Genomic DNA, 22322 nt, shown 5'->3' with positions numbered 1-22322 from the left:
ACTATCGCGCCCGCCTTCTTCTTTCCCTACCCTAAGAACTCGGCGAGGACCTTCATGAGGGCGTCGATCTCGAGCGGCTTGGTCATGTGGGCGTTCATGCCCGCGTTCAGGGCGCGCTTCACGTCGTCGGCGAAGGCGTCGGCGGTGAGCGCCACGATGGGCAGCGACGCGAGGTCGGGACGTCCGGACAGGCCCATCGAGCGGATGGTGTGGGCGCACTCGTAGCCGTTCATGACCGGCATCTGCCCGTCCATGAGGATCAGGTCGTAGTAGCCCGGCGGGTTGTCGCTCAGCATCTCGATCGCCACCCTGCCGTTCTCGGCGCACTCGGCCGCAGCGCCGGTGAACGACAGGATGTCGAGCCCGATGGAGGCCGCGATCTCGTTGTCCTCCACCAGAAGGATGCGCTTGTCGGAGAAGTCGGCCTCGCGCAGAAGGTCGGTGTGGTCGCGCGCGTCCTCGTGCCGCGCCTCGCCCAGGAGGCTGTTCATCACGTGGATCAGGCGCGACTTGAACAGCGGCTTCGACACGAACGCGTCGATGCCGGCCATGCGGGCCTCCTGCTCGACGGCCATCCAGTCGTACGCCGACAGGATGATGATCGGCACGTGGTCGGGCAGGATCTGGCGCAGCTCGCGCGCCGTCTCGATGCCGCTCTTGCCCGGCATCTTCCAGTCGAGGATGACCGCCATGAACTCGTCGCTCGTGTCGTACGTCTCCCTCACGCGCGCGATGGCGGCGTCGCCGGACAGCACGTACTCGGGGTTCATGCCGATCTCCTCGAGGAGCTCGCACGCGCCCTCGCACGCCGTCTCGTCGTTGTCGGCCACCAGCACGTTGAGGTCGGCCAGCGCCGTCGTGTCCTCGGCGTCCACCTCGCGCAGCTTCAGATGCACCGTCACGGTGAACGTGGTGCCCTCGTTGAGCTTGCTCTTCACGTCGATCGTGCCGTTCATCAGGCTGACGACGCTCTTCACGATGGACATGCCCAGGCCCGTGCCCTCGGCGTTGGTGACGCGGTTGTCGTTGGCGCGCGAGAAGGGGTCGAACACGCGCTTGACGAACTCCTCGCTCATGCCGCAGCCCGTGTCGGAGAACGTGAACTCGTACTGCCCGCAGCCGCCGATGCGCGACGGGATCTCCCTGATGGTCATGCCGATGGTGCCGCCCTCGGGCGTGAACTTCACCGAGTTGCCCATGATGTTCACGAACACCTGCTGCAGGCGCATGAAGTCGCCCACCACGTGCTCGTGCGTGACGTTGGAGATGTCGACCTTCAGGTGCTGGTGCTTGGCCGACACCTGCGGGTGGATGATGGTGAGCAGGTTCTCCACGGCCTCGGGCAGGTCGAAGTCGTCCTCGGACAGGCCGATGTTGCCGCTCTCGATCCTCGCCATGTCGAGCACCTCGTTGATGAGGCCGAGCAGATGCCGGCTCGACACGGTGATCTTCTGCAGGCAGTCCTTCACGCGCTCGGGATCGTCCATGTGCATGGTCGCGATGGCCGTGAGGCCCATGATGGAGTTCATCGGCGTGCGGATGTCGTGGCTCATGCTGCCCAAGAAGTCGCTCTTCGCGCGCGACGCCTGGTCGGCGACGCGGCAGGCGTCCTCGAGCGCCTCGCGGGCGCGCGCCTCCTCCTCCTTCACCACGGTCACGTCCTGCACGGCGTACAGCAGGCTGGCGGCGCGCCCGTCCGCGGTGCGGCGCAGGCACACCATGGACGGCTGCAGCCAGCGCGTCTCGCCCTGGAAGTTGACGCGGTACTCGAAGCGCAGGATCCGCACGCCGTCGTCGAAGTTGCTCCTGATGACCGAGGAGCCGATCATCTCGCGCACCTTCTCCTGCTCGTCGTCGTAGACGGCCTGGCTGATCCAGAAGTTCGAGAAGTCCTCGAGCTCGCCGCGCATGGGCAGGCGCCCGTCGAGGTCCTCTCCCTTGATGTACTCGTATATGCCGTTCTCCAAATCGAGGATCGCAAAGCGCTTGAACAGCTCGGACGACGCGTTGGTCACGCGCCTGAACTGGTCCTTCTCGATGGTGATGGCCTTGTTCGCACGCGAGGAGCGCACTATGATGATCGCCACGAGGACGGCGAACACCACGACGATCGCCACGATGGCCGCGAAGCCCATGATGTTCGCGCTCTCCACGAAGGAGGCGTTGATGTTGGCGGGATAGGTGCGCACCAGGGTCCAGTCGTGGTCGGAGAGCTTCACCATGTAGGCGAGGCCGAGGCCGCGCGGTGACTCGTAGGAGAACGTCACGCTCTCGCCGCGCGCCAGCGACTCCTGCATCTCGCCGACCGTGTCGCCTTCGGTGCTGTCAACCGAGGAGATGTCGAGCTTGTCGGAGGAGACCGTCACGAACTGGCTCGAGCACGCGATGACGGTGCCGTCGGAGTCGCACAGGTAGGTGGACGTGTACTCGCTGAAGAACGTGGCTGAGATGGCCTCCTCGAGCAGGTCGTTGCTCCACACGCCCGACAGGACGCCGACGTACTCGTCCCCGTTGTAGATGGGCTCGTAGAACACGATGTTGAGCCCCTCGCCGATCCGATCGTCCAGAAGCGTGCTGACGCCCGACCGGGTGACCTGCACCTTGCGCGGCGGAGCCTCGCTGACCTTGCCGCGCGAGTTGTACGTGGTGCGGTCGACCGACTCGAAGGCCAGGAACTCGAACGGCGTGCCCGCCTCGAGGAACGCCAACTCCTTGCAGATGGCCTCGGCGCCTTGCGGCTGGGCCTCCTCGAAGATGACGCGCGACAGGTAGAGGCTCTGCTGCGAGAACTCGAACTCGCTGTCGAGGCGGTTGAGCACCTGGTTCGTGCTGGCCTCGAGGAACATCTCGTTCTGGGCGATCGTGCGCTGGTAGTTTATCGCCAGAAACGCGCCGATGACCGCCACGACGCACAGCACCGCGACCGCCGCGATGCCGATGCGCCAGCGGAGCTCCTTCTTTTCATCACCTTTCATGATGAGAAACCTTCTTCTCCCGTCCTGTCGAAGTTATCTTGCGCGATGGCGCCCCGCCCCCGGCCTCCCGCGGGGGAAGCCCGGGCGCCACCTCGGTCTTGCTTGCTTGCCCGCCTACTTGCTTGCGTACCTGCTTGCTCGCTCGCTCGACTACTCGTCGATGGTCGCGAGCGCCTTGAGCGTGAGCTCGTAGGCGCGCTTCACGTCCCCCATCAGCTGCTCGGCCGCGGCCACGTCGACCTCTCCGCCGTCCTTGGCGGGGCGCAGCACGTTCGCGAGCGCGTCCGACACCTCGAAGAGCGGCGTGAAGCCCAAATCGCGGCTCACGCCCTTGAGCGTGTGGGCCGCGCGGAACGCCTCGGGCAGGCTGCCAGCCCCCAAGGCGCTCTCAAGGGTGGCGAACGTCTCGTCGTGCGGGAACATGCCCACGAACTTCGCCACGCGGTCGTCAGTGCGCAGGCGCCCGCGCACCCCTTCCAAATCGCCGCCCATCATGGCATAGCATGTTTCCAGGGTCATGATCTCACTCCTTGTTTCTCATCGGCAGCGCCGTGCGCGCCGCCAGGTCTCTTCTTACTCTTCATCGGGTAGACCCCCCCCCACGCCTCTCGAGGTTCTCGATGGTGGGCTCGTCAATGGGGGACAGGCTCGAATGGTCGTGCGGGAAGTCCGCCTCGTCAACGCAGAACGCGACCGCGCCGCCGCCCGAGCGCTTCACGCGGTAGAGCGCGCGGTCGGCATAGCGGAACATCTCGTCGTAGTCATCGCCCACGACGACCGAGCAGGACACGCCCATGCTCGACGAGATCGGGAAGCCCTCGTACTCGCCGCGGATGAACCGGTGGATGCGCTCCGCAAGGTGACGCTGGTCGGTATCGACGTCACAGCGCATGAACACGAGGAACTCGTCGCCGCCGATGCGCGCCACCAAGTCGCCCTCGCGCACGCTCGCGCGCAGCCGGTCGGCGAAGTAGCGCAGCACGTGGTCGCCGAACTCGTGCCCGTAGGTGTCGTTGGCCTCCTTGAAGTGGTCCAGGTCGACGATCAGCATGACGAACATGCTGTCGGGGTACGCCGACATGCGCTCGATGGCCAGCTTGCGCGCGTACGCGTGGTTCGCCAGCGCGGTGAGCGAGTCATGCCACGCCTTGAACTGCAGGTCGAGCATGAGCGAGCGCTGGTCGTGCACGTCGACGAGCTTGCCGATCGCGCCCGTGAGCACGGGCTCTTCGCCGTCTGACCACAGCGTGCGCGCCACCACGGAGAACCAGCGCGTCTCGCCGTGCACCACGCCGCACAGCTCGAAGTGGACGATGGGGTCGTCGGGCACGGCGGCCGTCAGGCGGCGGCGCACCTCGTCCATGCCCTCTTCCCCGATCATGTCAAGGAGCGCCCCGTCCTTGCACGGGTTGGGTATGACCTCGGGAAGCCCCAGGTTGATGCGCCCGTAGTCGGACACCACTATCATGGCGGGATCCCGCGTGAACTCGAACTGCACCTCGTTGGACATCTCGGCGTAGAAGCTGTACTTCATGCGCTCGTAGTCGAGCAGGTCTATGGTGTGGCTCGTCATGGTGTCCTCGGGCATGCCGATCAGCGTGCTCGCCGTGTAGCTCGAGCCGAAGCCGCCCTGCCCGTCGCGCGAAACGCTCTCCAGCTGGTCGCGGATGTCGTCGGCGTTCTCGCGGAAGCACTCCATGAGCAGCGGGTTGAACACGCCGCACTCGCCTCCCGTGATCATGGCGACGGCCTTCTCGTGGGAGTAGGCGGGCTTGTACACGCGCGCGCTCGTGAGCGCGTCGTACACGTCGGCCAGCGCGACCACCTGGGCGGACAGCGGGATGTCGTCGCCTTTCAGGCCGTCGGGGTAGCCGCGGCCGTCATAGCGCTCGTGGTGCCAGCGGCAGATCTCGTAGGCCGCCCTCACGAGCTTCTCGTCCTTGCCGGCGGGAAGGTCGTCGAGCATCTCGGCGCCCACGGCCGCGTGCGTCTTCATGATCTCGAACTCTTCCTTCGTCAGGCGGCCCGGCTTGTTGAGGATCTCCTCCGCGATGGCGATCTTGCCGATGTCGTGCAGGCTCGAGGCCATCGAGATCATCGAGATGTCGTCCGGGGACAGCCGGTAGGCGTCGGTCTTGGCCACGACGTGGGCGAGCAGGATCTCGGTGAGGATGCGCACGCGCAGCACGTGCATGCCGCTCTCGCCGTTGCGGAACTCGACGATGTGGCTCAGGATGGACACCATGAGGTTGACGTCGCGCTCGCGCTCGTTGATCTCGTCAGCCACCATGCCGGCCAGCATGCGCTGCTTGGTGTAGAGCATGATGGTGTTGCGCACGCGATGGCGCACGATGTTCATGTCGAAGGGGCGGGCCAGAAAGTCGGTGACGCCGAGCTCGTAGGCGCGCTCGATGTAGGCCGGGTCGTTCTCGGTGGACACCATGACCACGGGGATGTCCTTGATCCAGCCGCGCTTCTGCATGACCGACAGCACCGCGAAGCCGTCCATCTCGGGCATCACGTAGTCGAGCAGCACGAGCGAGATCCCCAGCCCCAGGTTGCTGATGGCGGCGATGGCCTGCTTGCCGTTCTCGGCCTCGATGACGTTGAACTCGTCGCCCATCATGTCGACGAGCAGCTCGCGGTTGAACATCGAGTCGTCGACCACGAGCACGGTCTTCTTCTTGTTCTGGGGAGCAACGTTCAGCATGCGGGGCCCCCTCCCCGTTGACGATTCGATTGCGAACCAGCGCGCACCTGGCAGTTCCTTTCGCTCGGCCGGATCCCACGGCGACGCCGCACGCGCTGCGCACGCTGCAAGCGCGCATCGCCCCGCTTGGTGGTCTTCTCCCCATTTTATTGCGTTACCCATGATCATACCACGAAAAGGGCACGTTGAGAGGGCGAGTTGCACCCTGCTCAAACTTCAATATGCAGGCAAGCGCCATGCGCCGGGGGCACCTGAATGCGGGAGGGGGAGGAAGCCGAACGTGCGGCCCCTCCCCCGCAGGTGGCGGAGGAGGGGCGGCAGGCGAACGGCCGGCCGCCGGCGAGCGCGCGGCCGCCGGGTAGCTTGCGAACGGCCGGAGGAGAGGTGGCCGCCGGCTAGCGCGCGGCGAGCAGGTCGGGGAACTCGCGCACGAGGCGGGCGGCGGGCAGGCCGATGATGGTGTCGAGCGAGCCCTCGTAGCGGTCCACGAGCGACGCGCCCTCGCCCTGGATGGCGTAGGCGCCCGCCTTGTCGAACGACTCGCCGCAGCGCAGGTAGTCGGCGATCTCCTCGTCGGTCAGGTCGCGGAAGGTCACGCGGCTCACGTCGGCGAACGTGCGGAACCCGAGCGACACCTTCTCGGCCTCGGGCGCCGCCACCATCCACACCGACACCGCCGTGATCACCTCGTGGGTGGCGCCTGACAGCGCGCGCAGCATGTGCTTGCCGTCGGAGAGCGAGCGCGGCTTGCCGAAGATCTGCCCGTCCTTCACCACCATGGTGTCGGCGCCGAGCACGATGAGCATGCCCGTGTAGTCCTCCGCGAGCACCTCCTGGATGACGGCGCCGGCCTTGCGCTCGGCGAGCTTCTTGCACGCCTCCTCGGGCTGCGCGGCCAGGTCGGGCTCGAGCGACTCGTCCACCGGCGTCACCGGCGTGCGCACCGTGAACGCAACGCCCGCCTGCTCGAGCAGCTCGCGCCGCCGCGGGCTGCCGCTCGCGAGGATCACCTCGAACGCGGGGGCGGCTTCGGCGGCGGAGGCGCCCTTCGCCTGGCTGGCTGCCTGGTCGGAGGCCTGGCCGGTTGCCTGATCGGCTGCCTGGCTGGCTGCTTGGCTGGCCGCCTGCTCGCTCGGCTGGTCGGTCATCTGGTCGGTTGTCTGGCTGTCCTGCATGTCTTTCCTCACGATCGCTCGTCTAGTTGCTCTGGCTGCTGCCCGAAGGCGCCTTCGCGTCTTTCTGCGCCTTCGCGTCCCCCTCAGCCTTCGCGTCCCTCTTCTTCCGGCGCGCGCGGAAGTACGCCATGGGCTCCACGCGCACGCCCTGCTTGTTGGCGCTCACCGCCAGGTCGCTCTGGATGTTGGCCACGTACCCACCGGCCGGCGCGCCCGTCTGCGCGTCGAAGCCGTCGAGCACCGCCTCCACCGACGCGGCCTCGACGCGCGCCTCGGCCCCCAGCATGCGCAGCAGCAGCTGGCGGACGGCGCGACGCTGCAGCGGGCGCGGGGAGGCGCCGAAGCCGGGCTGCAGCACGAAGCCCTCCGTGAGGTCGATCCCCCACGTCTCGTCCTGGGCCGCCCACGCCACCTGCTCCTCGACCAGGCGCGCGGCCATCTCCTCAAGCATGTCGTCCTCGTCGGCGATGAGGTTCATCGACCGCATGAGCGTGGCGGGCATGTGCTCGTCCCACTCCTTCGCGCGCGCGACGATGTTGTGGCGCACGAAGGCGCGGAAGCGGTCGGTGTGGGCGTTGGTGGCGTCCTCGCGCCAGAGCTCGCCGGCCGCGTCGCACACCGCGCGCTGCCCTGCGCGCTCGCGTTCGTGCAGGTAGGAGCGCAGCTCGTCGCGCGTGAGGTCGAGCATGGGGCGCACCACCGGGCCGTTTCGGTAGCGCATGGAGCGGAAGCCCCCGGGGCCCGTGCCCACGATGGAGCGCATGTAGAAGCTCTCGATGCGGTCGTCGGCGGTATGCGCCGTGAAGATGCGCCCGTCAGCCAGCGGATACGCCTCGTGCTGGCACATCGAGCGCAGCGCCTCGTTCGCGGCCAGGTAGCGCTCGCGGCGCGCCACGGCCTCCACGTTCTCGTGCGTGCGCGCAGCCTCGGCGGCTATGTCGATCTCGCACTGGAACAGCGGGATGTCGAGCGCGTGGGCGAGCTCGGCCACGAAGCGCGCGTCGTCGTCAGCGTCCTCTCCGCGCAGCTTGTGGTTCACGTGCAGCATGGCGAGCGCGCCGAGGGCGCCCTGCGCGCGCAGCTCGGACGCGACGTAGGCGAGCGCCGTGGAGTCCGACCCGCCCGACACCATGAGCAGGGCCGCCGTGTCGGGGCCGGCCAGCGCGTGGTCGGCCATGGTGCGCCGCGCCTGCTCGATCACGCGCGCCGCGATGGTTTCGCTTGCTTTTCCTTCACCCATGATCAATTCTCACTTTCAACCGCAGAAACCGCAGAACCCCCGGGCAGGACGCCTCACGCGCGCACCAGCTTGCAGATGCACTCCACGTGGTCGGTGTGCGGGAACATGTCGACCGGCCGCACCACCTCCACGCGGTAGCCGCGCTCTACGAGGTACGCCACGTCACGCGCCTGCGAGACGGGGTTGCACGAGATGTACACGATGCGCGAGGGCGCCAGGCGCACGGCCGCGTCCAGGAAGCGCTCGGTGGAGCCCGCGCGCGGCGGGTCCATCATGAGGACGAGGTCGTCGGCGGGAGCGCCCGCCAGCGTTGCGGAAGCGTCCGCCGGGACCGCGTTGGACCTGTCCGCCAGGGCCGCGCCGCCTTCGCGCTCGTCCCCTGCGCGCTTCACGGCGAGCGCGGCCATGAACGCGCTCGCGTCGAGCGCCATGAACTCGGCGTTGTCGATGCGGTTGTGCCGTGCGTTCTGCTGCGCGTCGCGGATGGCCGACTCCACGTTGTCCACGCCGATCACGCGCCCGGCGCCGGCGCGCGCCGCCACGAGCCCGATGGTGCCCGTGCCGCAGTAGGCGTCGATCACCGTCTCGCTGCCGCGCAGGTCGGCCAGCGCCACGGCCTCGCGGTAGAGCACCTCGGTCTGCGCGACGTTCACCTGGTAGAACGAGTGCGACGAGATGCGGAAGCTCAGGCCGCACAGCTCGTCGAGGATGAACCCGGGGCCGAAGAGCACCCGCTCCTTCTCGCCGAGGATCACGTTGGTCTGGCGCGTGTTCACGTTCTGCACCACGGTGGTGATAGCCGGCGCGCGGCGCACGAGCTCGCGGCAGAACGACTTCGACGAGGGGAACTCGTCGTCGTTGGTCACGAGCGTCACGAGCACCTCGCCGCTCGAGTGTCCCACGCGCACCACGCAGTGGCGCATGAAGCCCTCTCCCGTGTCCTCGTCGTAGGGCGCGATGTCCCAGCGGCGCATGAGGTCGCGGACCGCGAGCGTGATCGCCTTGGCCGTCTCGTTCTCGAGCGCGCAGGTGTCGGTGGGGATGAGCTGGTGGGTGCCCTTGGCGTACATGCCGGTGAGGATCTCGCGGCGTGCCTGCGGGCGCGCGGCCGCCTTGCCGCGGCGCGGCTGCGCGGCGGCCTTGCGGCCCGGCGCGTAGGGTGACACCACCTTGTTGCGGTAGTGGAAGGGGTCGTCCATGCCGAGGATGGGGCGCAGCGCCGTGAGGTCGGCGAGCGGCGCGAACAGGTCGATCACGAGCTGCTGCTTCTCGATAAGCTGCGCGCGGTAGGGCATGTCGAGCAGGCTGCAGCCGCCGCAGCGCCCGAACACCGCGCAGAGCTTGCAGCCCGGCGCCTTGGCTTTCTCAGGTCCCGCCTTCGGCGCCTTCGCGCCCGCGTGCTTCGCGGCCTTCGCGCTGGGCTTGCCCGCGCCCCCCTTCGGCGCCTTGCCCTTCGCAGGCTTGCCACCCGGCGCCTTGGCCTGGGAGTGTTTGCCCTTCGTGCTCGCCGCGGGGCGCTTGCTGTTGCGTTGTGATGCGTTCTTCTTTTCCATGCTTACCATTTTGTCACATCGGTTACCGCGCTGCTTCGCGCAAGGAGCTTTCACATCACTTTGCTATAGTGGACCAAACCCCTTCGCGAAAGGAAGCTCCATGAACTTCATCCTCCGCTGGATCGTAACCGCCGTCGCCGTGGCCGCCGCCGTGTGGCTCGTGCCCGGCATCGACGTGCTGGGCGGCGACTCGTGGGCGAGCATCGCGCTTCTGGCGCTCGTGCTCGCGCTCATCAACATGTCGCTGAAGCCCATCCTGCAGGTGCTCTCGCTGCCCGTGACGGTGCTCACCTTGGGGCTGTTCTACCTCGTGGTGAACACCGCCGTGCTCTATCTCTCCGCCTGGCTGGCGAACGGCCTGTTCAACGTTGGCTTCGAGATCGCCACCTTCGGCAGCGGGTTCGTGGCCGCCATCGTGATCTCCATCGTGTCGGGGATAGTCAACGGCATCGTAGGCGGCAACGACTAGCGTCGCAAACCCGCATGGCATCCAGCTTCGCGCGCGCGGCGTCAGTCCCCACGACGTAGCGCCCCTCTTCGTAGTCGCGCGTCCCTCGGGCGACCACCGAGGCGACCGACGCCTCGCAGAGCGCCTCTTCGACAGCGCTTTCCACCCTGCGCTCAAACGCCTCCTCGGAGGCGAAGATCCATGCGGCCGCCCCGTTCTCCGTTATGCGGACGATGTCCTCGCTCGCCGCCTTCTTGACCTTGGCCTGCTGCTTGGTGAGAGCCGTGATGGGAAAGATCGCCTCCATAGCCGCTCCTTGTCAATGGAATAGCCAGATTATTCTCTGACTATAACATGAAGGAAAGGGGTGCGACATCCCAAGCAGAGCACCTCCCGGACGTAGCAGATCAGGGAGCGAGCGCATTGAGAGGCACCACATACACCCCGTCTTCTCGGTAGTAGCTGTAGTCGCCCGTCGCCGTGAGAATCATAAGGAACGAGGGCGACCCGACTTTGCCGACGTCTATCTTCTTCTGGAGGGCAAGCAGACTCTTCGCGCCCTCGTTGACGAGCGTGTCTCCTCCCAACTTGACCTCCACAAGACCGTAGCGGCCGTCTCTCAGATGAACGACTGCATCAGCCTCAAGCCCCGAGCGATCCCGATAGTGGTAGACGTCACCGCCGAGAACGTCTGCGTACGCACGAAGATCCCGAACGCACATGCTCTCGAACAGAAGTCCGAACGTGTTGAGGTCAGCCATCAAGTCTCCCGGCCCAACGGAGAGCGCGGCGGCCGCGATGGACGGATCGACGAAGTGCCTCGTAGGAGCGGTGCGAATCGCTGTTCTCGACCGCAGGTTGGGATTCCACGCAAGCAAGTCCTCGATGACGAATATCTGGCCGAGCGCCTTGACGTAGTCGCGGATCGTGCTCTCGCTCGCCGCGACACCCTGCGCATTGACGTCCGCCAGCATCTCGGTCACTTTCCCCTGGGACGCTGACATCCGCGCGTAGGATCGCAGCAGGGCGCGAGCGATGCGCGGGTCGCGCTCTTTCTTGTCCACGCGGGAGATGTCGGAGTTCACCACTCCGTCCAGGTAGTCCGGAGCCTGCAGGAGCGCCGTCTCTGCATTGAGACCGGCGGCTTTGGGCCATCCGCCGCGACAGAGAAGGAATGCCATGTGCTCAAGCGAGGATTCGACGCGCACAATGGGAACCCGTTCTCCCCCGAAGAGCTTTTCCAGCGAGACGGCGCCCGTCGAATCACGGGATTCGACGAGACTCATCGGCCGCATTTTCAAGCGGGCGATTCGCCCCGTTCCCGTATGACTTATTGAGCTCGTGTCGGCTGGAACCGCAGAGCCCGTCAGGATGAATTGGCCGAAGTCGTCTCGCTGATCAACCTCAAAGCGCACCGCATCCCAGAGCTGAGGGGCGAGCTGCCATTCGTCGATGAGTCGAGGAACTTCTCCCTTCAGAAGTTCCCGCGGCGCAATTTCGGCTAGGCGCAGGTTCTGCGTCTTCGTTCGGGGATCTTGGAGATACACGACGCTTCGAGCAATTTGCTCAGCCGTCGTCGTCTTTCCGCACCATTTCGGTCCCTCAATCAGCACGGCACCTTTCGATTTGACGCGCTGCCGGAGAATCCCGTCGTAAACCCGGGGAAGGTATTCGCGCATGGCTGCTCCTGCTTCCGATAGGTTCGTCCTGCTGGCATTATGCTACTGATCTGCGATGATACTAGTTTTGGCAAATTCTTGCTACCAGTTTTGGCAAGATTTGGAAACTAGTTTTGACAACCCGTTTTCTCAAAGGTTGATTGCCATCTTTAGTGCCAAACACCAGGCCATTTGCTCCATTCTCTCACAGTCTCCGCATCTTGCCTCGTCTCTACGACAAGATGATGTAGCGAGCAAAGCCAACTCCTTGCCTCAGAAAGAGAGTCGTCTCCTTCATTCTCGAGAACTCAACGCCGATCGATGCAGAAAGACAGCCAAAAGGTGCACAACCGCTGGTGCTATCCCGCGTAGCGCGAATGAAGCACCTTATGGCCTCCGCGGATTTCGGAGCAGCGGGTGGGCAAATTGCGTTTTTTTTGGCATCGGTGCAACATAATCGAGCCTTCATACGTATTCCTTCTAGACACGCGAGTGGGAAGGAGCGCATCATGAGCAAATGGCTCGAAGACTACATTAGGATGATGGAGTCAACGAAGGTTCCCGAGGGCCTTGCCGAGAGAGTTCTGGAGAAGGCATTTGGCTGCGAACAGCTGGAGCCTGGAAAGCGATACCCGGAGCCGGACAACATCTACAACCTCCATCTGGTCGATCGCACGTGAGCATGCTGACATCGGCGTGAGGCCCTCCTCTTGGCCTTAAGGGCATGATCGCTACGTCCGCATTTGAGTCCTTCGCAAATGCGGACATGCCGCGTTGTCACCCCACCATGACGCCCTCCTTCGCTCGTCACAGCAAATTCGACTCATGGCACGTATTCGCTTCAAAGGAGCGTTGATTGAGCTTGTTCAACAGAAAGAGCGCCTATGACGTTGACGTCAACGAGGCCATCGACGCCTGGGGCGACACCGTCATGAGGGTCGCCCAACGCCTCACGGGAAACACAGCCGATGCCGAGGACGTATTCCAAACCGTGTTCATGAGGCTCTTGAGGTCGAAGGTTCGCATAGAAAGCGACGAGCACTTGAAGGCCTGGCTCATAAGGGTCACCGTCAACTGCTGCTATGATGTGCTCCGTAAACGAAGGCCAACCGCGATCCTCGACGAGGAGAGCGCAATCACAAGAGACGAGGATCCACACCTGTCGAAGACGCCCCTTGAGAGCGCAATCGATGCGCTTGTGCCGCCGATCAGGAGAACCATCATACACCTCTACTACTACGAGAACTATTCGACAGAGGAGATAGCCTCGATCATCGGCGAGAAGCCAGCGACCGTGAGGTCGCATCTCCACAGGGCGCGAAAGGCGCTCCGAATATCGCTGGAAGGAGCAGGCGATGAATGAAGGCGAGTTCAGACGGGCCTACGCACGCATCGAGGAGAACGTGAGGGCAAGCGATGAGCTGAAGCGCAGGACGAGACAGGCTCTCGGACTGCCGAACAGGCCCGAAGCAAAGAATGATTCCCCGTCTGCTAGGAGAATGAACGCTCCGAGGCGAAGGCGCATCCCCCCACGAAAGCCCAGCGGCGGCGCAATCGTCCCCTCACCGGCATGGAGAACGGTTCTCGTCGCATGCTTGGCCATCATCGCAGGTGTGGGACTTCTATTCGGCGCTTGCATACCCGATAGGATAGGAGCAGCCCTCTCCGGAAATTCCTTCTCACTCGTCGCCTATGCGGAAGAGCCGTCGCGATCAGGAGACGATTCGGCGGGGATCGGACTTGAGAAGTTCTACCCTTCGCGCACCAGCGCGGGATACCTGTACGATGCGACAACTGACACGGTGAGTCGGGACGTGGTTGCCGTCAGCAGGTGTTATGTCTTCGACATGACCGTCATCGGCAGAAACGTGGACGCAGTGGAGTACTCGATAGAGGGCGAGGGGGTCTCCTATGGAAGTTGGAAGAGCGGTCAAGGGAGCGAGGGATCCCTCGCAGAGGAGTCGTCGAAGTCGTTCGCGATTCCGTTCAACGACGGCGAACCAGTCGTGAGGGAGATCAGGCTGGACTACGTGCTCGACGACGAGGAGAGAAGCAAATTCGATAGCCTCTACGAAACCGATGACGCGGACGGGATGGAGACACTACTCGCCTCCTGCGATGCCAAGCGGCTCGCAGGCGTCACCGTCATCGCCACCGCAACATTCTCCGACGGCACGTCACAGGCAAAATCCTACGGGTTCGATCCCGCCGAGGGCTTCGAGGACATGTACCGCGCCTGTCTGTCGCAACTGCCAGACTCGACCGACGCCGAGGCGTGGGCCTCCCTGTCAGGGGAGCCTTCGCTGTTTAATCTCGTGGAGAAAGTGCGCTAGGCTGCGGGACCGTCACGAGCGCAGGAGATCTTTGCGCGACGCGACTAGAACGCCCATGACAAAAAGGGCTGCGAAGAGCGCGGCCTGCAGCCAAAGGCCATGGCCAGCACCCGGCAGCCATGAGCCGTAGAACACCGAGCTCACGTAGAAGGGAAGTGAAAGGGGGTTCGTGACGCCATTCGGATCGACGTCCAAGCTCAGCAGTCGCGCTACCTCTATGAAGAACGCTTGAGGGCCATGAACAGCCGGAAGACCTAGCAAAACCAAGACGGCGAACGGCACGGCGGGACCGCCCAGCAGCAGCCTTCCGAACTGGAACGCAGTTCCGAACACGGCGAGAACGAGAATCGACAGCGCAGTAGCCTCGGCGATAACGGCAGCGGTATCCAAGGGCTCCACCGGCACCTGCCCGGTCACCGCAGCAAAGACCCCGTGGGGGCCAAAGTCTGCCGCCGAATCTCCCGAGAATACTGCAGCTGCCGCGCACGCCGACAGCACCGTCGCCACAGCGAAGACAAGCGCCCCTACGACTGCGTCCGCAACATCCTCGACCCACAGCTCACGCGCGCTCCCATGGCGAACAGCCCAACTTACCCCTTGGCGGTTGGAACTGGCGACCGTCAGCCATACCATGAGCGCAGCCGGTGCGACACACCACAGCAAGGGGATGCCCCTGTGCGACGAGAAAAGCCAGACAAGGCTGTCAAGGTAGCCGGGCCTGAGTCCGTTCGCCAAGAGATAGGTCGTCTGTTCCGCGCAGGAGACGAAGGCCGCGGACACCACCACGAAGATGCAGCATGCCATGACGACAGGAGCGGCCCTAAACGCGGGAGCAGCTGTCTTGACACAAGATCCGAGTTTCCCGATCATAGCTCCTCCTCTCACAGAGCCCGATCCTGCCCATCGATCATGTCCTTGCGTCCAAGCACCATCCCTCCCAAAATCACGGAAGTCACTCCGACGATCACGCACTCTGAAAGGGCCACGACCGCCTCCACGCCTCCCTGCTGTACGAAGGAGCTGCGCGCCATCATCGAGCAGTCCCCTATGAGCAACGGCGAACCGAAGTAAGCCGAAGCCGCAACGAACACGATCACGAAAGCGAATGCCATGAAGGGTCCAACGGCGAGAGAGAGGGCAACCTGCGCAAGCGATAGGGCAAGCGATAGGGCTATGGGCAGCAGCAGAAGCAGGACGATCTGGCCCGCATCCAGAGCTGGTAAGGGGAAGCCGAGTACCATGATCGACTCGACATCGCCCATGGCCCCAAACCCTCCAAAGGCGGCCGCAAGCAGAGCAACAACCGATTCTACAACGTAAAAGACGATCACCGTCGCAACAACCCACAGACACTTCGACAGCCACCACGAACGCCTACCACCAACCCTCATGAACACCTGGAAAGCCTGCCCGCCGAAATCTCGCACGGTGTAATGGCCGACGAGGACGGCGATGAGCACTTGCTGGATCAACCATCTGATAGGCAGCACAAATGGAACCTTGTCATCAATGTGGTAGTAGTCTGATCCCGCGAAGAAATACGCGAGCACGTCGACGAAGCCAAACCCGCCAGGAAGCCCGTCAGAGTCGGTCGCCCCTGCGTACCCCGATACAGCTTCGAGAGCCGCAAAGAACATCGCCGCGAGAGAGACGACGCAGGCAAAGGCCATGATTAGTTTTCCCCGGTTAGAAAAGAACCCCACGGAGAGGTCATAGCGACAAAGGTGAGCGAACACCCCAAGACCTGGGCCTACGCACCCCGCACGCACCCTCCTCACAGCGCCTCATAACAGCGGCACCACCACACCAGGGACGCTACCTCAAGAAGCGCGAGCATCCCGACTACGATCAGCACGACAGGGAGCTCGACGGCGTAAGGCTGCGCTGGGTTCAAGAGGTTTATCGGAGAATACCCTGCCGTGTCGCCTAATGCGAAGAAGGAGATGGCACACACCAGAAAAGGCGCTACGAGCACCATAAACCGGTTGGACACCAGATGTGAAAACACGAGACACGAGCACGCTACAAGGCCGCACACAGCAAAGCAGAGCAGCATGAAAAACGCAACGTAGAGCCAAGGAGATACATAGAAGAGGTCCCCCAGCATCGCGCTCGGCGAGACAAAAAACGTTCCGGCAGTGGGCTCAGGCTGCAGTATCGGCACGAGAAGCGCCGTGCCGAGCAGATTGACGAGCTGGGGTACAACGCCCACCGCCCCTGCCGTCAGAAACACGGCGAGCGTCTTCGACAGGAAGTACCGACCTGATCCTCCCCTGGTCACAACGTTCGCAGCATAGCCGCTTTTCACGTCGGTGTAAAAGCTGTCGGCATAAGGCAGGCAGACGATGAGGGGCAGCACGAAGAAGTACAGCACGGACCAGATGGAAAAAGGCGTAGCGCCCATCCACGAACCGAAGACGGAGTTTGGATAGGCTCCTTTGGATCCTACACGCCAGAACGCCCATTCCTCGCCCAAGCCGTACGGCACGACGACCGTGACAAGCTGCGCGATGGCAAGGGCGAAGCCCATGGCGAGAGCCATGACGAACAGGCTGTTTGCAAACGCCCTCCTCAGCTCTACCGAGACCATGCCGAATCTCCTTCTCCGCTGTCAACGTCCGGCGCTCCCAGATCAATTGAGTACTTGTCGGGATACAAGGCCAGCTCGAGAGAGTAGCTTCGCTGCTCAACTCTCTCCCAATCACCCCGGCTGTTCATCTGCGTGTCGTAAATCAGATAGACAAGGGTCCTTTCGACCTTCTCACCGGGCTCCAGCTCGACTATCGTAGAAGGATCATCGTTGATGCTCATGTACAAAGGCGCATACAACCCATTCATCCACGCGCTGGACTCAACGTGGTAGTCACGCACGTGCGCCCTTTCCACGTCGTTAGAAGTGTTGGCAATCTCCAAGTCGATCAAAAGCGCTCTCATGTCTGAAGCGGTTCCCTCCTCTATCGACGAGTCCGTATAACCCGGGACCATCTCCCTGATGCGCCCGTACCCCACTGACCGGAAGCTCAGCGCCCTCACCGTGATCGAGCCCCGAGCGACTTCCTCACCTGACGAGTTCTGGCCGGCATAGACCGCCTCGCTCCCAGCCGAGTAAACATAGCTATGCCGCTGGGGATAAGCTGAGTTCACCTGCTCGATCCTGAAGCCGCACAGAACGGCAATGGTGACACAGGCAGCCACCGCCATAATCGGAATCGCCCTCCTCATACGGCATCGCCCCCACAGTCCTCATGACCGACAATCCGCCCCTCTGCCATTAGGTATATCTCGTCAGAAAGGCCATCGAGCTCCTCGGCGTCATGGCAGGCGACCACAACCAAGGCGCCGCGTTCCTTCTGCCGAGCAACGATTCGCTGCACCATCTCGACGCCAGCGGGGTCGAGCGCGTTGATGGGCTCGTCGAGCAACAGCAAGTCAGGGTTCTCCATGACGGCACACGCAATGCCGAGACGCTGCTTCATGCCCAGGCTGTATTTCCTGAAAGCGCGTTTGTCCCGCGGATCGAGCCCCACTTCCTCAAGAACCAGCTCAATTTCCTCGTCGCCCACCTCGTCGCGTATGCCCGCGAGGTACTTCAAGTTGCGGAAGCCCGTGTACTTCCCCACAAACGCGGGGTTCTCTATCATGATACCCACGCTCGGGGGAAACTCGCCCCGGCCAAGGATTCTCCCATCGATAGCAATCTCTCCCGCCGTGGGAAAAATGAGTCCTGCCATTGCCCGCATGAGCATGGTCTTGCCTGATCCGTTCTTCCCGCGCAAACCGTATACGCGTCCTCCCTCGAGGGAGAGGTTGATGTCGTCGAGGACGGTTGTCCCCCTAATGACCTTGACGAGTCCTCTGACTTCCAGCTTCATGACGCTCTCCCTACTCTCGAATCTGCCCAGCAACATCGAACGCCTTGAGGCCGACGAAGCCCTCCTCGCCGTTCGCGCCCCCCGGATCAACCAAGTATGCGAGCCTCTCGTCATCGATCGCGTCATCTGGCAGGACGTAGAGGAGCTTTATCTCGATCGTCGCACCAGCCTCGATGTCAACGATCCAGTACAGTTTCAAATTACCTCCCTCCCATGCGTCATGCCAGAGAGGGTCGTTCGTCCCGACATTGGACACCGTGCCGGCTTCGTCGACTTCGATGAACCGACCTTGGCTCACATCGTAAGAAACTGTTGCGCTACCTGTGTTCGACACCGCCAACTCCACGACGACGTATGAATACCCCGATGGCAGCGAGCCTTCGGGCCCGGGCGCGAAACCGAGCTGTTCTTCCATAGCTTCCGAAGACGACTCGTCAAACGCACCGCCTTTGAAGTCAGAAACGCTCACTCCTTCGGGAGGCGACGTCATCCTCATGATCGATGGATAGCCGACAGACACCTCCTCGCCCTTCGGCTGATCCTTGCCTCCGGCAATAATTCCCCCCGCCTCAATAGTCTCCCCGGGGCCGTACAGCCCCGCGCTGTCGAGCGTAGACGCCTTGGGAGCGAAAGGCTCTTCCGAATCTTGACTTGAAGGAGAAGCACAGGCTCCGAGGGCGAGCGACGCGATCCCGAGAACAAGCGCGATCACTGCCTTCCTTAAAAATGTTCTTGGCATGTCCCCCACATCTTTTCTCATCATCAGCATGGCAAGCGCGCTGGCCTCTCGAAGGTTGCGCGCCTTTTTGTAGATGCGGGCCTTAGGTCTCCGTATTCCTATCAATAAATTCCACGGTTGCCCTATGCAGAGGATCGGCGACGTTTTTTCAAACCTACCGCCATCCCCGGACTAAAGGCTACAACCAGAGAGGCTAGATGCTGTCAGGGCTCCAGAAGCCGTTGGCATACACGTAAGCAGGACCGTCGATCCACAGCGTGGCCCACGAGTATCCTCTCTCCTTAACGTTGTTCAGCATATAATCAGCCTTGTTGATCCACCAAGCGTACTTCGGGCTCACGAAGTTAACCGTTCCACCATTGGTAGCCTGGGCGCCGATCTGTGCATTGTGATTTCCGCTGGCACCACGACAGTTGTTCCATGATGAAGTGTAGTCCTCTTTGTACTCGGAAGGTGTCCACGTGTAACCATGCCCGCTCGAACTGACAGCGTAGTACTTGTCCTGCCAGTTGCCAGCAAAAGCGGCACCAGCTGCGCTCATCGCCATTGCGACTGCAAAAAGTCCGCACAGGGCGAACGAGAACACCTTCTTCAGTTTAACTGTGCTCTCCATTGCAAACCTCCTTTCGCAGAGACCCGAGACCCGCCATCGAGGAGCATTACTCCCCTATGAGATCCTATTGCCTATCTCCAGGTTTCCTGCTTAGAAATAGTCGCGTTGCGCCAATCGGCGAGTGGCTCTCCAATTGGCGCAACGTTTTCTCAAATATCTGGCATTAGGATGACTTGGGCATCGTGTCGAGCGTGCTCATGCTTCGAGCCTCTACAAGGTTATCCCCTTCACCATGTTCATTGCCGTCATCTCCGCGATCCTTGCATGCGTATTCGCTAGAGCGCGAGGCGATAGATGGCGCGGGCGTCGTCGGCGGTGAGCTTCTTGAAGCTGCCGAAGACCTCGCCCTTGTTGGCGCGCAACGTGGGGAGCATCTTCTCGAGCGCGCCGTCGAGTTCCTCCTCGCCGATGCCGAGCTCCTCAAGCGTGGTGGGCATGCCGAGCGACGCGAAGAACGCGCGCGTCTCGTCGATGGCCGACAGCGCGTCAGCCTCTGCGTCCCCCGTCGGGGACAGGCCGAACACCTCGCGCCCGTAGAAGGCGAAGCGCGCGGGGTTCGCGTCGTAGACGTACTCCATCCACGCGGGGAACATCACCGCGAGGCCCGCGCCGTGCGTGATGGAGGTGTCGAAGGCCGACAGCTCGTGCTCAAGCGCGTGGGTGGCCCAGTCCTCGTGGCGGCCGACGCCGGCGAGGCCCTGGTGGCAGAGCATGCCCGCCCACATGACGTTGGCACGCGCGTCGTAGCTCTCGGGGTCGGCGAGCACGCGCGGCGCCTCAGCGCGCACGGTCCTCATGAGCGAGAGGTTGAGGTTGTCCGTCACCGGCACCGCGCCCACGTCGTCGAAGAAGCGCTCGAGCAGGTGGCAGAACATGTCGGTGAGACCCGCGGCCGTCTGGAACGCCGGCAGCGTGAAGGTGAGCTCCGGGTTCATGAACGCCAGGCGCGGGCGCTGGCGGTCGTTGCCGCCCCCATGCCGACGTCACGAGATGGCGCCTGCGTTTCTTCCTATGTTATCGACAAGCCGCCGGGCGTTTCCCGGCGGCGGCTTTAGTATACTGGCTCATATCCCCTTCTCGAAAGGAACCTGCATGCAGACCAATCACTCCAAAGTCATCAAGGGCTTGAGCATCGCCGTCATCGTCTTCTCCGCCATCAGCCTCATCGGCTGCGTGATAGGCTTGCTCGCGCTCGGCGCAGGCGGAGCCTTCGTCAACGAGCACAGCTCCGAGATCTTCGGCTACTCGCTCGGCCACGTTGACCACGCGATGCCCGCCCACGGGTACGACGCCTACCATGACGGGTACCTCGACGAGCGCTTCGACGAGAGAGAGCTCATGGGCTGGACGAACTTCGGCCTGATCATGGGCGCCGTGACGCTGGTCTGGGGAATCCTGTGCGCCGCGGTGACGCTGGCAGCCGGCATCATCGGCCTGCGCGGCGCGGACGTGCGCGAGAAGCTCGGGCGCGTGTTCGGCTGGGGCATCGCCGGCGCCGTGGCGGCGCTGCTCAGCGGCCGCTTCATCACGTGCGTGCTGATGGTGATCGCCGCCATCTACGCCAACAAGGCCAAGAACGCGCCGGCGGAATACGGCGCCGCCCAGGGATACGCCGCGCCAGGCGCCATGCCGGGGTACGGCGCGCCTACCGGGTACCCGGCGCCGGGATACGGCGCGCCCGAGTACGGCCAGCCCCAGCCTGCGCAGCCCTACGCGCAGCCCGCGCCGCAGCCGACGAGCTACCAGCAAGCCTACGGCGTCCCGCAGCCCGTCGCGCAGCCTGCTGCGCAGCCCTACGCGCAGCCTGTCGCACAGCCGCAGCCCGCGCCCGCGATCATCCCGCAGCCTGCCGAGCAGCCCGCTGCCGAGCCCGCGCCCCAGAACCCCGGCGAAGGCTCCGACAAGTCCTAGCCTCGTTCGCCTGCGTCGCGCGCGATTTTCGCCCGAGAGCCCTGACGACAGAGAAGCCCATCGCGATATGCGGTGGGCTTCTCTGCATTGTCGCTTCGCCGCACATCAGCTCAAGCTGGCTGTTTTGAGCTTCCGCTGCAGCCCCGCTCCCTATCCGAGGGACACGTCAAGGACCATCATGAGGAGGAAGCCGGCCATCACGGCGAGGGTCCCGGCGCTCGCCCGCAGGCCGGCTCCCTCGCGCTCGCCCAGGTGGGACTCGGGGATGAGCTCCTCCACCACCACGTACATCATCGCGCCCGCCGACGCGGCGAGCATCCACGGCATGAACGGCATGACCAGACCCGCGAACAGCACCACGCCCACGCCGAACGCCGGCTCGGCCACGCCCGAGAGCGCTCCCATCAGGAAGGCGCGCGGGGCGCTCATGCCCTCCTGCAGAAGCGGCAGCGCCACCGCCGCGCCCTCGGGCACGTTCTGGATGCCGATGCCGACGGCGAGCGCCGTGGCCATGCCGAACGTCGCCGCGTCGCCCGTGAGACCCGCCATGGCGAACAGCAGGCCCACGCTCATGCCCTCGGGGATGTTGTGCAGCGTGACAGCCGTGAACAGAAGCGTCGGCCTCCCCCACTTCGAGGGCCGGCCCTCGGGTGACGCGGCGCCCGGATGCAGGTGCGGCAGCGCCGCGTGCAGCACCATGAGGAACGCCACGCCGATCACGAAGCCGCCTGCGGCGGGCACCCAGCTCATGGCCTCGCCGCCCGTCTCGGCGGCCTGCTCGATGGCGGGGATGAGCAGCGACCACACCGAGGCCGCGATCATGATGCCCGCGGCGAACCCCAGGAACACGCGCTGCGCCATCGCGCTCGTGCGCCCGCGCATCAGAAACACCGTCGACGCGCCGAGCGCCGTCATCAGGAACGTGAACCCCGTTCCGCATGCCGCCCACAAAAGCGCCTGCTCCATGCTCGCACCTCCCGCGTCCTTCGCGCATCCGCGCCGCCAGCCGCCGCGCATCGCCCCAGCAGCCGCGTGCCGCGCTTCGCACCTCCGACCAACACGCACCGCGCTTCGCGCCGCCGGCCGCCACGAGCC

General features: G+C 63.9%; 21 protein-coding genes and 1 pseudogene. 5 read left to right on the top strand and 17 right to left on the bottom strand.

Annotated elements, in window-relative coordinates:
* Nucleotides 1-26: 26 nt before the first annotated feature.
* The 6 genes from G7Y49_RS04045 to rlmD form a co-directional block, all read right to left on the bottom strand.
* Nucleotides 27-2975, bottom strand: coding sequence for a response regulator (locus G7Y49_RS04045; RefSeq protein WP_165171384.1), 2949 nt, complete (start codon nucleotides 2973-2975; stop codon nucleotides 27-29).
* Nucleotides 2976-3125: 150 nt separating this feature from the next.
* On the bottom strand, nucleotides 3126-3494 hold the full coding sequence (locus tag G7Y49_RS04040) for an Hpt domain-containing protein (protein WP_165171382.1): 369 nt from the start codon (nucleotides 3492-3494) through the stop codon (nucleotides 3126-3128).
* Nucleotides 3495-3555: 61 nt separating this feature from the next.
* On the bottom strand, nucleotides 3556-5685 hold the full coding sequence (locus tag G7Y49_RS04035) for a diguanylate cyclase (RefSeq protein ID WP_165171380.1): 2130 nt from the start codon (nucleotides 5683-5685) through the stop codon (nucleotides 3556-3558).
* Between the two features lie 395 nt (nucleotides 5686-6080).
* Complete coding sequence (locus G7Y49_RS04030) at nucleotides 6081-6872, bottom strand: nucleoside triphosphate pyrophosphatase (RefSeq protein WP_241157264.1); 792 nt, start codon at nucleotides 6870-6872, stop codon at nucleotides 6081-6083.
* Between the two features lie 10 nt (nucleotides 6873-6882).
* The gene (tilS, locus tag G7Y49_RS04025; protein ID WP_165171378.1) at nucleotides 6883-8100 is read right to left on the bottom strand and encodes a tRNA lysidine(34) synthetase TilS; all 1218 of its coding nucleotides are present in this window, start codon (nucleotides 8098-8100) and stop codon (nucleotides 6883-6885) included.
* A 53-nt stretch (nucleotides 8101-8153) separates the two neighbouring features.
* Complete coding sequence (gene rlmD / locus G7Y49_RS04020) at nucleotides 8154-9653, bottom strand: 23S rRNA (uracil(1939)-C(5))-methyltransferase RlmD (RefSeq protein WP_165171376.1); 1500 nt, start codon at nucleotides 9651-9653, stop codon at nucleotides 8154-8156.
* 100 nt (nucleotides 9654-9753) lie between these two features.
* Between rlmD and G7Y49_RS04015 the strand changes: the two genes are divergently transcribed.
* Nucleotides 9754-10122 carry a phage holin family protein gene (locus G7Y49_RS04015; RefSeq protein WP_165171374.1) on the top strand — a complete coding sequence of 123 codons (369 nt, stop codon included), beginning with the start codon at nucleotides 9754-9756 and terminating at the stop codon, nucleotides 10120-10122.
* Here the strand turns inward: G7Y49_RS04015 and G7Y49_RS04010 are convergent.
* Together G7Y49_RS04010 and G7Y49_RS04005 are read right to left on the bottom strand one after the other, a co-directional pair.
* Nucleotides 10094-10408, bottom strand: a complete 315-nt coding sequence (locus tag G7Y49_RS04010; protein WP_165171372.1) for a hypothetical protein — start codon at nucleotides 10406-10408, stop codon at nucleotides 10094-10096. The two genes, G7Y49_RS04015 and G7Y49_RS04010, sit on opposite strands and share 29 nt — an antisense overlap.
* 100 nt (nucleotides 10409-10508) lie before the next feature.
* A complete protein-coding gene (locus G7Y49_RS04005; protein ID WP_165171370.1) occupies nucleotides 10509-11780 on the bottom strand; it encodes an ATP-binding protein in 1272 nt (423 codons plus the stop codon).
* Nucleotides 11781-12268: 488 nt separating this feature from the next.
* Between G7Y49_RS04005 and G7Y49_RS04000 the strand changes: the two genes are divergently transcribed.
* From G7Y49_RS04000 to G7Y49_RS03990, 3 genes are all read left to right on the top strand, one after another.
* Nucleotides 12269-12439, top strand: coding sequence for a hypothetical protein (locus tag G7Y49_RS04000; RefSeq protein ID WP_165171368.1), 171 nt, complete (start codon nucleotides 12269-12271; stop codon nucleotides 12437-12439).
* Nucleotides 12440-12615: 176 nt separating this feature from the next.
* Nucleotides 12616-13122: an RNA polymerase sigma factor gene (locus G7Y49_RS03995; RefSeq protein WP_241157260.1), complete on the top strand. Its 507-nt coding sequence runs from the start codon at nucleotides 12616-12618 to the stop codon at nucleotides 13120-13122.
* The gene (locus G7Y49_RS03990; RefSeq protein ID WP_165171366.1) at nucleotides 13115-14092 is read left to right on the top strand and encodes a hypothetical protein; all 978 of its coding nucleotides are present in this window, start codon (nucleotides 13115-13117) and stop codon (nucleotides 14090-14092) included. The genes G7Y49_RS03995 and G7Y49_RS03990 overlap by 8 nt, the downstream gene beginning before the upstream one ends.
* Nucleotides 14093-14104: 12 nt before the next feature.
* On the opposite strand, the gene G7Y49_RS03985 is transcribed toward G7Y49_RS03990, so the two are convergent.
* From G7Y49_RS03985 to G7Y49_RS03950, 8 genes and pseudogenes are all read right to left on the bottom strand, one after another.
* Nucleotides 14105-14962, bottom strand: a complete 858-nt coding sequence (locus tag G7Y49_RS03985; RefSeq protein WP_165171364.1) for a hypothetical protein — start codon at nucleotides 14960-14962, stop codon at nucleotides 14105-14107.
* Between the two features lie 11 nt (nucleotides 14963-14973).
* Entirely contained in the window at nucleotides 14974-15762 is a 789-nt protein-coding gene (locus tag G7Y49_RS03980) for a hypothetical protein (protein ID WP_165171362.1), read from the bottom strand.
* 104 nt (nucleotides 15763-15866) lie between these two features.
* On the bottom strand, nucleotides 15867-16682 hold the full coding sequence (locus G7Y49_RS03975; RefSeq protein ID WP_165171360.1) for a hypothetical protein: 816 nt from the start codon (nucleotides 16680-16682) through the stop codon (nucleotides 15867-15869).
* On the bottom strand, nucleotides 16670-17293 hold the full coding sequence (locus tag G7Y49_RS03970; RefSeq protein ID WP_165171358.1) for a hypothetical protein: 624 nt from the start codon (nucleotides 17291-17293) through the stop codon (nucleotides 16670-16672). Before G7Y49_RS03970 ends, G7Y49_RS03975 begins: the two co-directional genes overlap by 13 nt.
* Nucleotides 17294-17310: 17 nt before the next feature.
* Nucleotides 17311-17964 (bottom strand): ABC transporter ATP-binding protein, encoded by a 654-nt coding sequence (locus G7Y49_RS03965; protein ID WP_165171357.1) that lies wholly within the window; start codon nucleotides 17962-17964, stop codon nucleotides 17311-17313.
* Nucleotides 17965-17974: 10 nt separating this feature from the next.
* Complete coding sequence (locus G7Y49_RS03960; RefSeq protein ID WP_165171356.1) at nucleotides 17975-18733, bottom strand: hypothetical protein; 759 nt, start codon at nucleotides 18731-18733, stop codon at nucleotides 17975-17977.
* Between the two features lie 163 nt (nucleotides 18734-18896).
* Nucleotides 18897-19316, bottom strand: coding sequence for a hypothetical protein (locus G7Y49_RS03955; protein WP_165171355.1), 420 nt, complete (start codon nucleotides 19314-19316; stop codon nucleotides 18897-18899).
* Between the two features lie 275 nt (nucleotides 19317-19591).
* A pseudogene (locus G7Y49_RS03950) lies at nucleotides 19592-20272 on the bottom strand (iron-containing alcohol dehydrogenase); the annotation flags it as partial.
* 136 nt (nucleotides 20273-20408) lie between these two features.
* On the opposite strand from G7Y49_RS03950, the gene G7Y49_RS12390 reads away from it, so the two are divergent.
* Nucleotides 20409-21227, top strand: a complete 819-nt coding sequence (locus G7Y49_RS12390; protein WP_165171354.1) for a hypothetical protein — start codon at nucleotides 20409-20411, stop codon at nucleotides 21225-21227.
* Between the two features lie 150 nt (nucleotides 21228-21377).
* Here G7Y49_RS12390 and G7Y49_RS03940 read toward each other — a convergent pair whose 3' ends face one another.
* Nucleotides 21378-22193, bottom strand: a complete 816-nt coding sequence (locus G7Y49_RS03940; protein ID WP_165171353.1) for a ZIP family metal transporter — start codon at nucleotides 22191-22193, stop codon at nucleotides 21378-21380.
* Nucleotides 22194-22322: the final 129 nt, after the last annotated feature.

Source organism: Adlercreutzia sp. ZJ242 (assembly GCF_011038995.1).
GTDB lineage: Bacteria > Actinomycetota > Coriobacteriia > Coriobacteriales > Eggerthellaceae > CAAEEV01.
The sequence above is the reverse complement of the archived record's forward strand: the minus strand, read 5'-3'. Positions and strand labels throughout refer to the sequence as shown.

Coding starts and splice junctions, on each gene's coding strand:
- G7Y49_RS03965 (WP_165171357.1), bottom strand. CDS start 17,964: ATGAAGCTGGAAGTCAGAGGACTCGTCAAGGTCATTAGGGGGACAACC.
- G7Y49_RS12390 (WP_165171354.1), top strand. CDS start 20,409: ATGCAGACCAATCACTCCAAAGTCATCAAGGGCTTGAGCATCGCCGTC.
- rlmD (WP_165171376.1), bottom strand. CDS start 9,653: ATGGAAAAGAAGAACGCATCACAACGCAACAGCAAGCGCCCCGCGGCG.
- G7Y49_RS03990 (WP_165171366.1), top strand. CDS start 13,115: ATGAATGAAGGCGAGTTCAGACGGGCCTACGCACGCATCGAGGAGAAC.
- G7Y49_RS03960 (WP_165171356.1), bottom strand. CDS start 18,733: ATGCTGATGATGAGAAAAGATGTGGGGGACATGCCAAGAACATTTTTA.
- G7Y49_RS03975 (WP_165171360.1), bottom strand. CDS start 16,682: ATGGTCTCGGTAGAGCTGAGGAGGGCGTTTGCAAACAGCCTGTTCGTC.
- G7Y49_RS04035 (WP_165171380.1), bottom strand. CDS start 5,685: ATGCTGAACGTTGCTCCCCAGAACAAGAAGAAGACCGTGCTCGTGGTC.
- G7Y49_RS03955 (WP_165171355.1), bottom strand. CDS start 19,316: ATGGAGAGCACAGTTAAACTGAAGAAGGTGTTCTCGTTCGCCCTGTGC.
- G7Y49_RS04040 (WP_165171382.1), bottom strand. CDS start 3,494: ATGACCCTGGAAACATGCTATGCCATGATGGGCGGCGATTTGGAAGGG.
- G7Y49_RS04010 (WP_165171372.1), bottom strand. CDS start 10,408: ATGGAGGCGATCTTTCCCATCACGGCTCTCACCAAGCAGCAGGCCAAG.
- G7Y49_RS03970 (WP_165171358.1), bottom strand. CDS start 17,293: ATGGCGGTGGCTGCCTGTGTCACCATTGCCGTTCTGTGCGGCTTCAGG.
- G7Y49_RS04000 (WP_165171368.1), top strand. CDS start 12,269: ATGAGCAAATGGCTCGAAGACTACATTAGGATGATGGAGTCAACGAAG.
- G7Y49_RS03940 (WP_165171353.1), bottom strand. CDS start 22,193: ATGGAGCAGGCGCTTTTGTGGGCGGCATGCGGAACGGGGTTCACGTTC.
- G7Y49_RS03980 (WP_165171362.1), bottom strand. CDS start 15,762: ATGGCCTTTGCCTGCGTCGTCTCTCTCGCGGCGATGTTCTTTGCGGCT.
- G7Y49_RS03985 (WP_165171364.1), bottom strand. CDS start 14,962: ATGATCGGGAAACTCGGATCTTGTGTCAAGACAGCTGCTCCCGCGTTT.
- G7Y49_RS04005 (WP_165171370.1), bottom strand. CDS start 11,780: ATGCGCGAATACCTTCCCCGGGTTTACGACGGGATTCTCCGGCAGCGC.
- tilS (WP_165171378.1), bottom strand. CDS start 8,100: ATGGGTGAAGGAAAAGCAAGCGAAACCATCGCGGCGCGCGTGATCGAG.
- G7Y49_RS04045 (WP_165171384.1), bottom strand. CDS start 2,975: ATGAAAGGTGATGAAAAGAAGGAGCTCCGCTGGCGCATCGGCATCGCG.
- G7Y49_RS04015 (WP_165171374.1), top strand. CDS start 9,754: ATGAACTTCATCCTCCGCTGGATCGTAACCGCCGTCGCCGTGGCCGCC.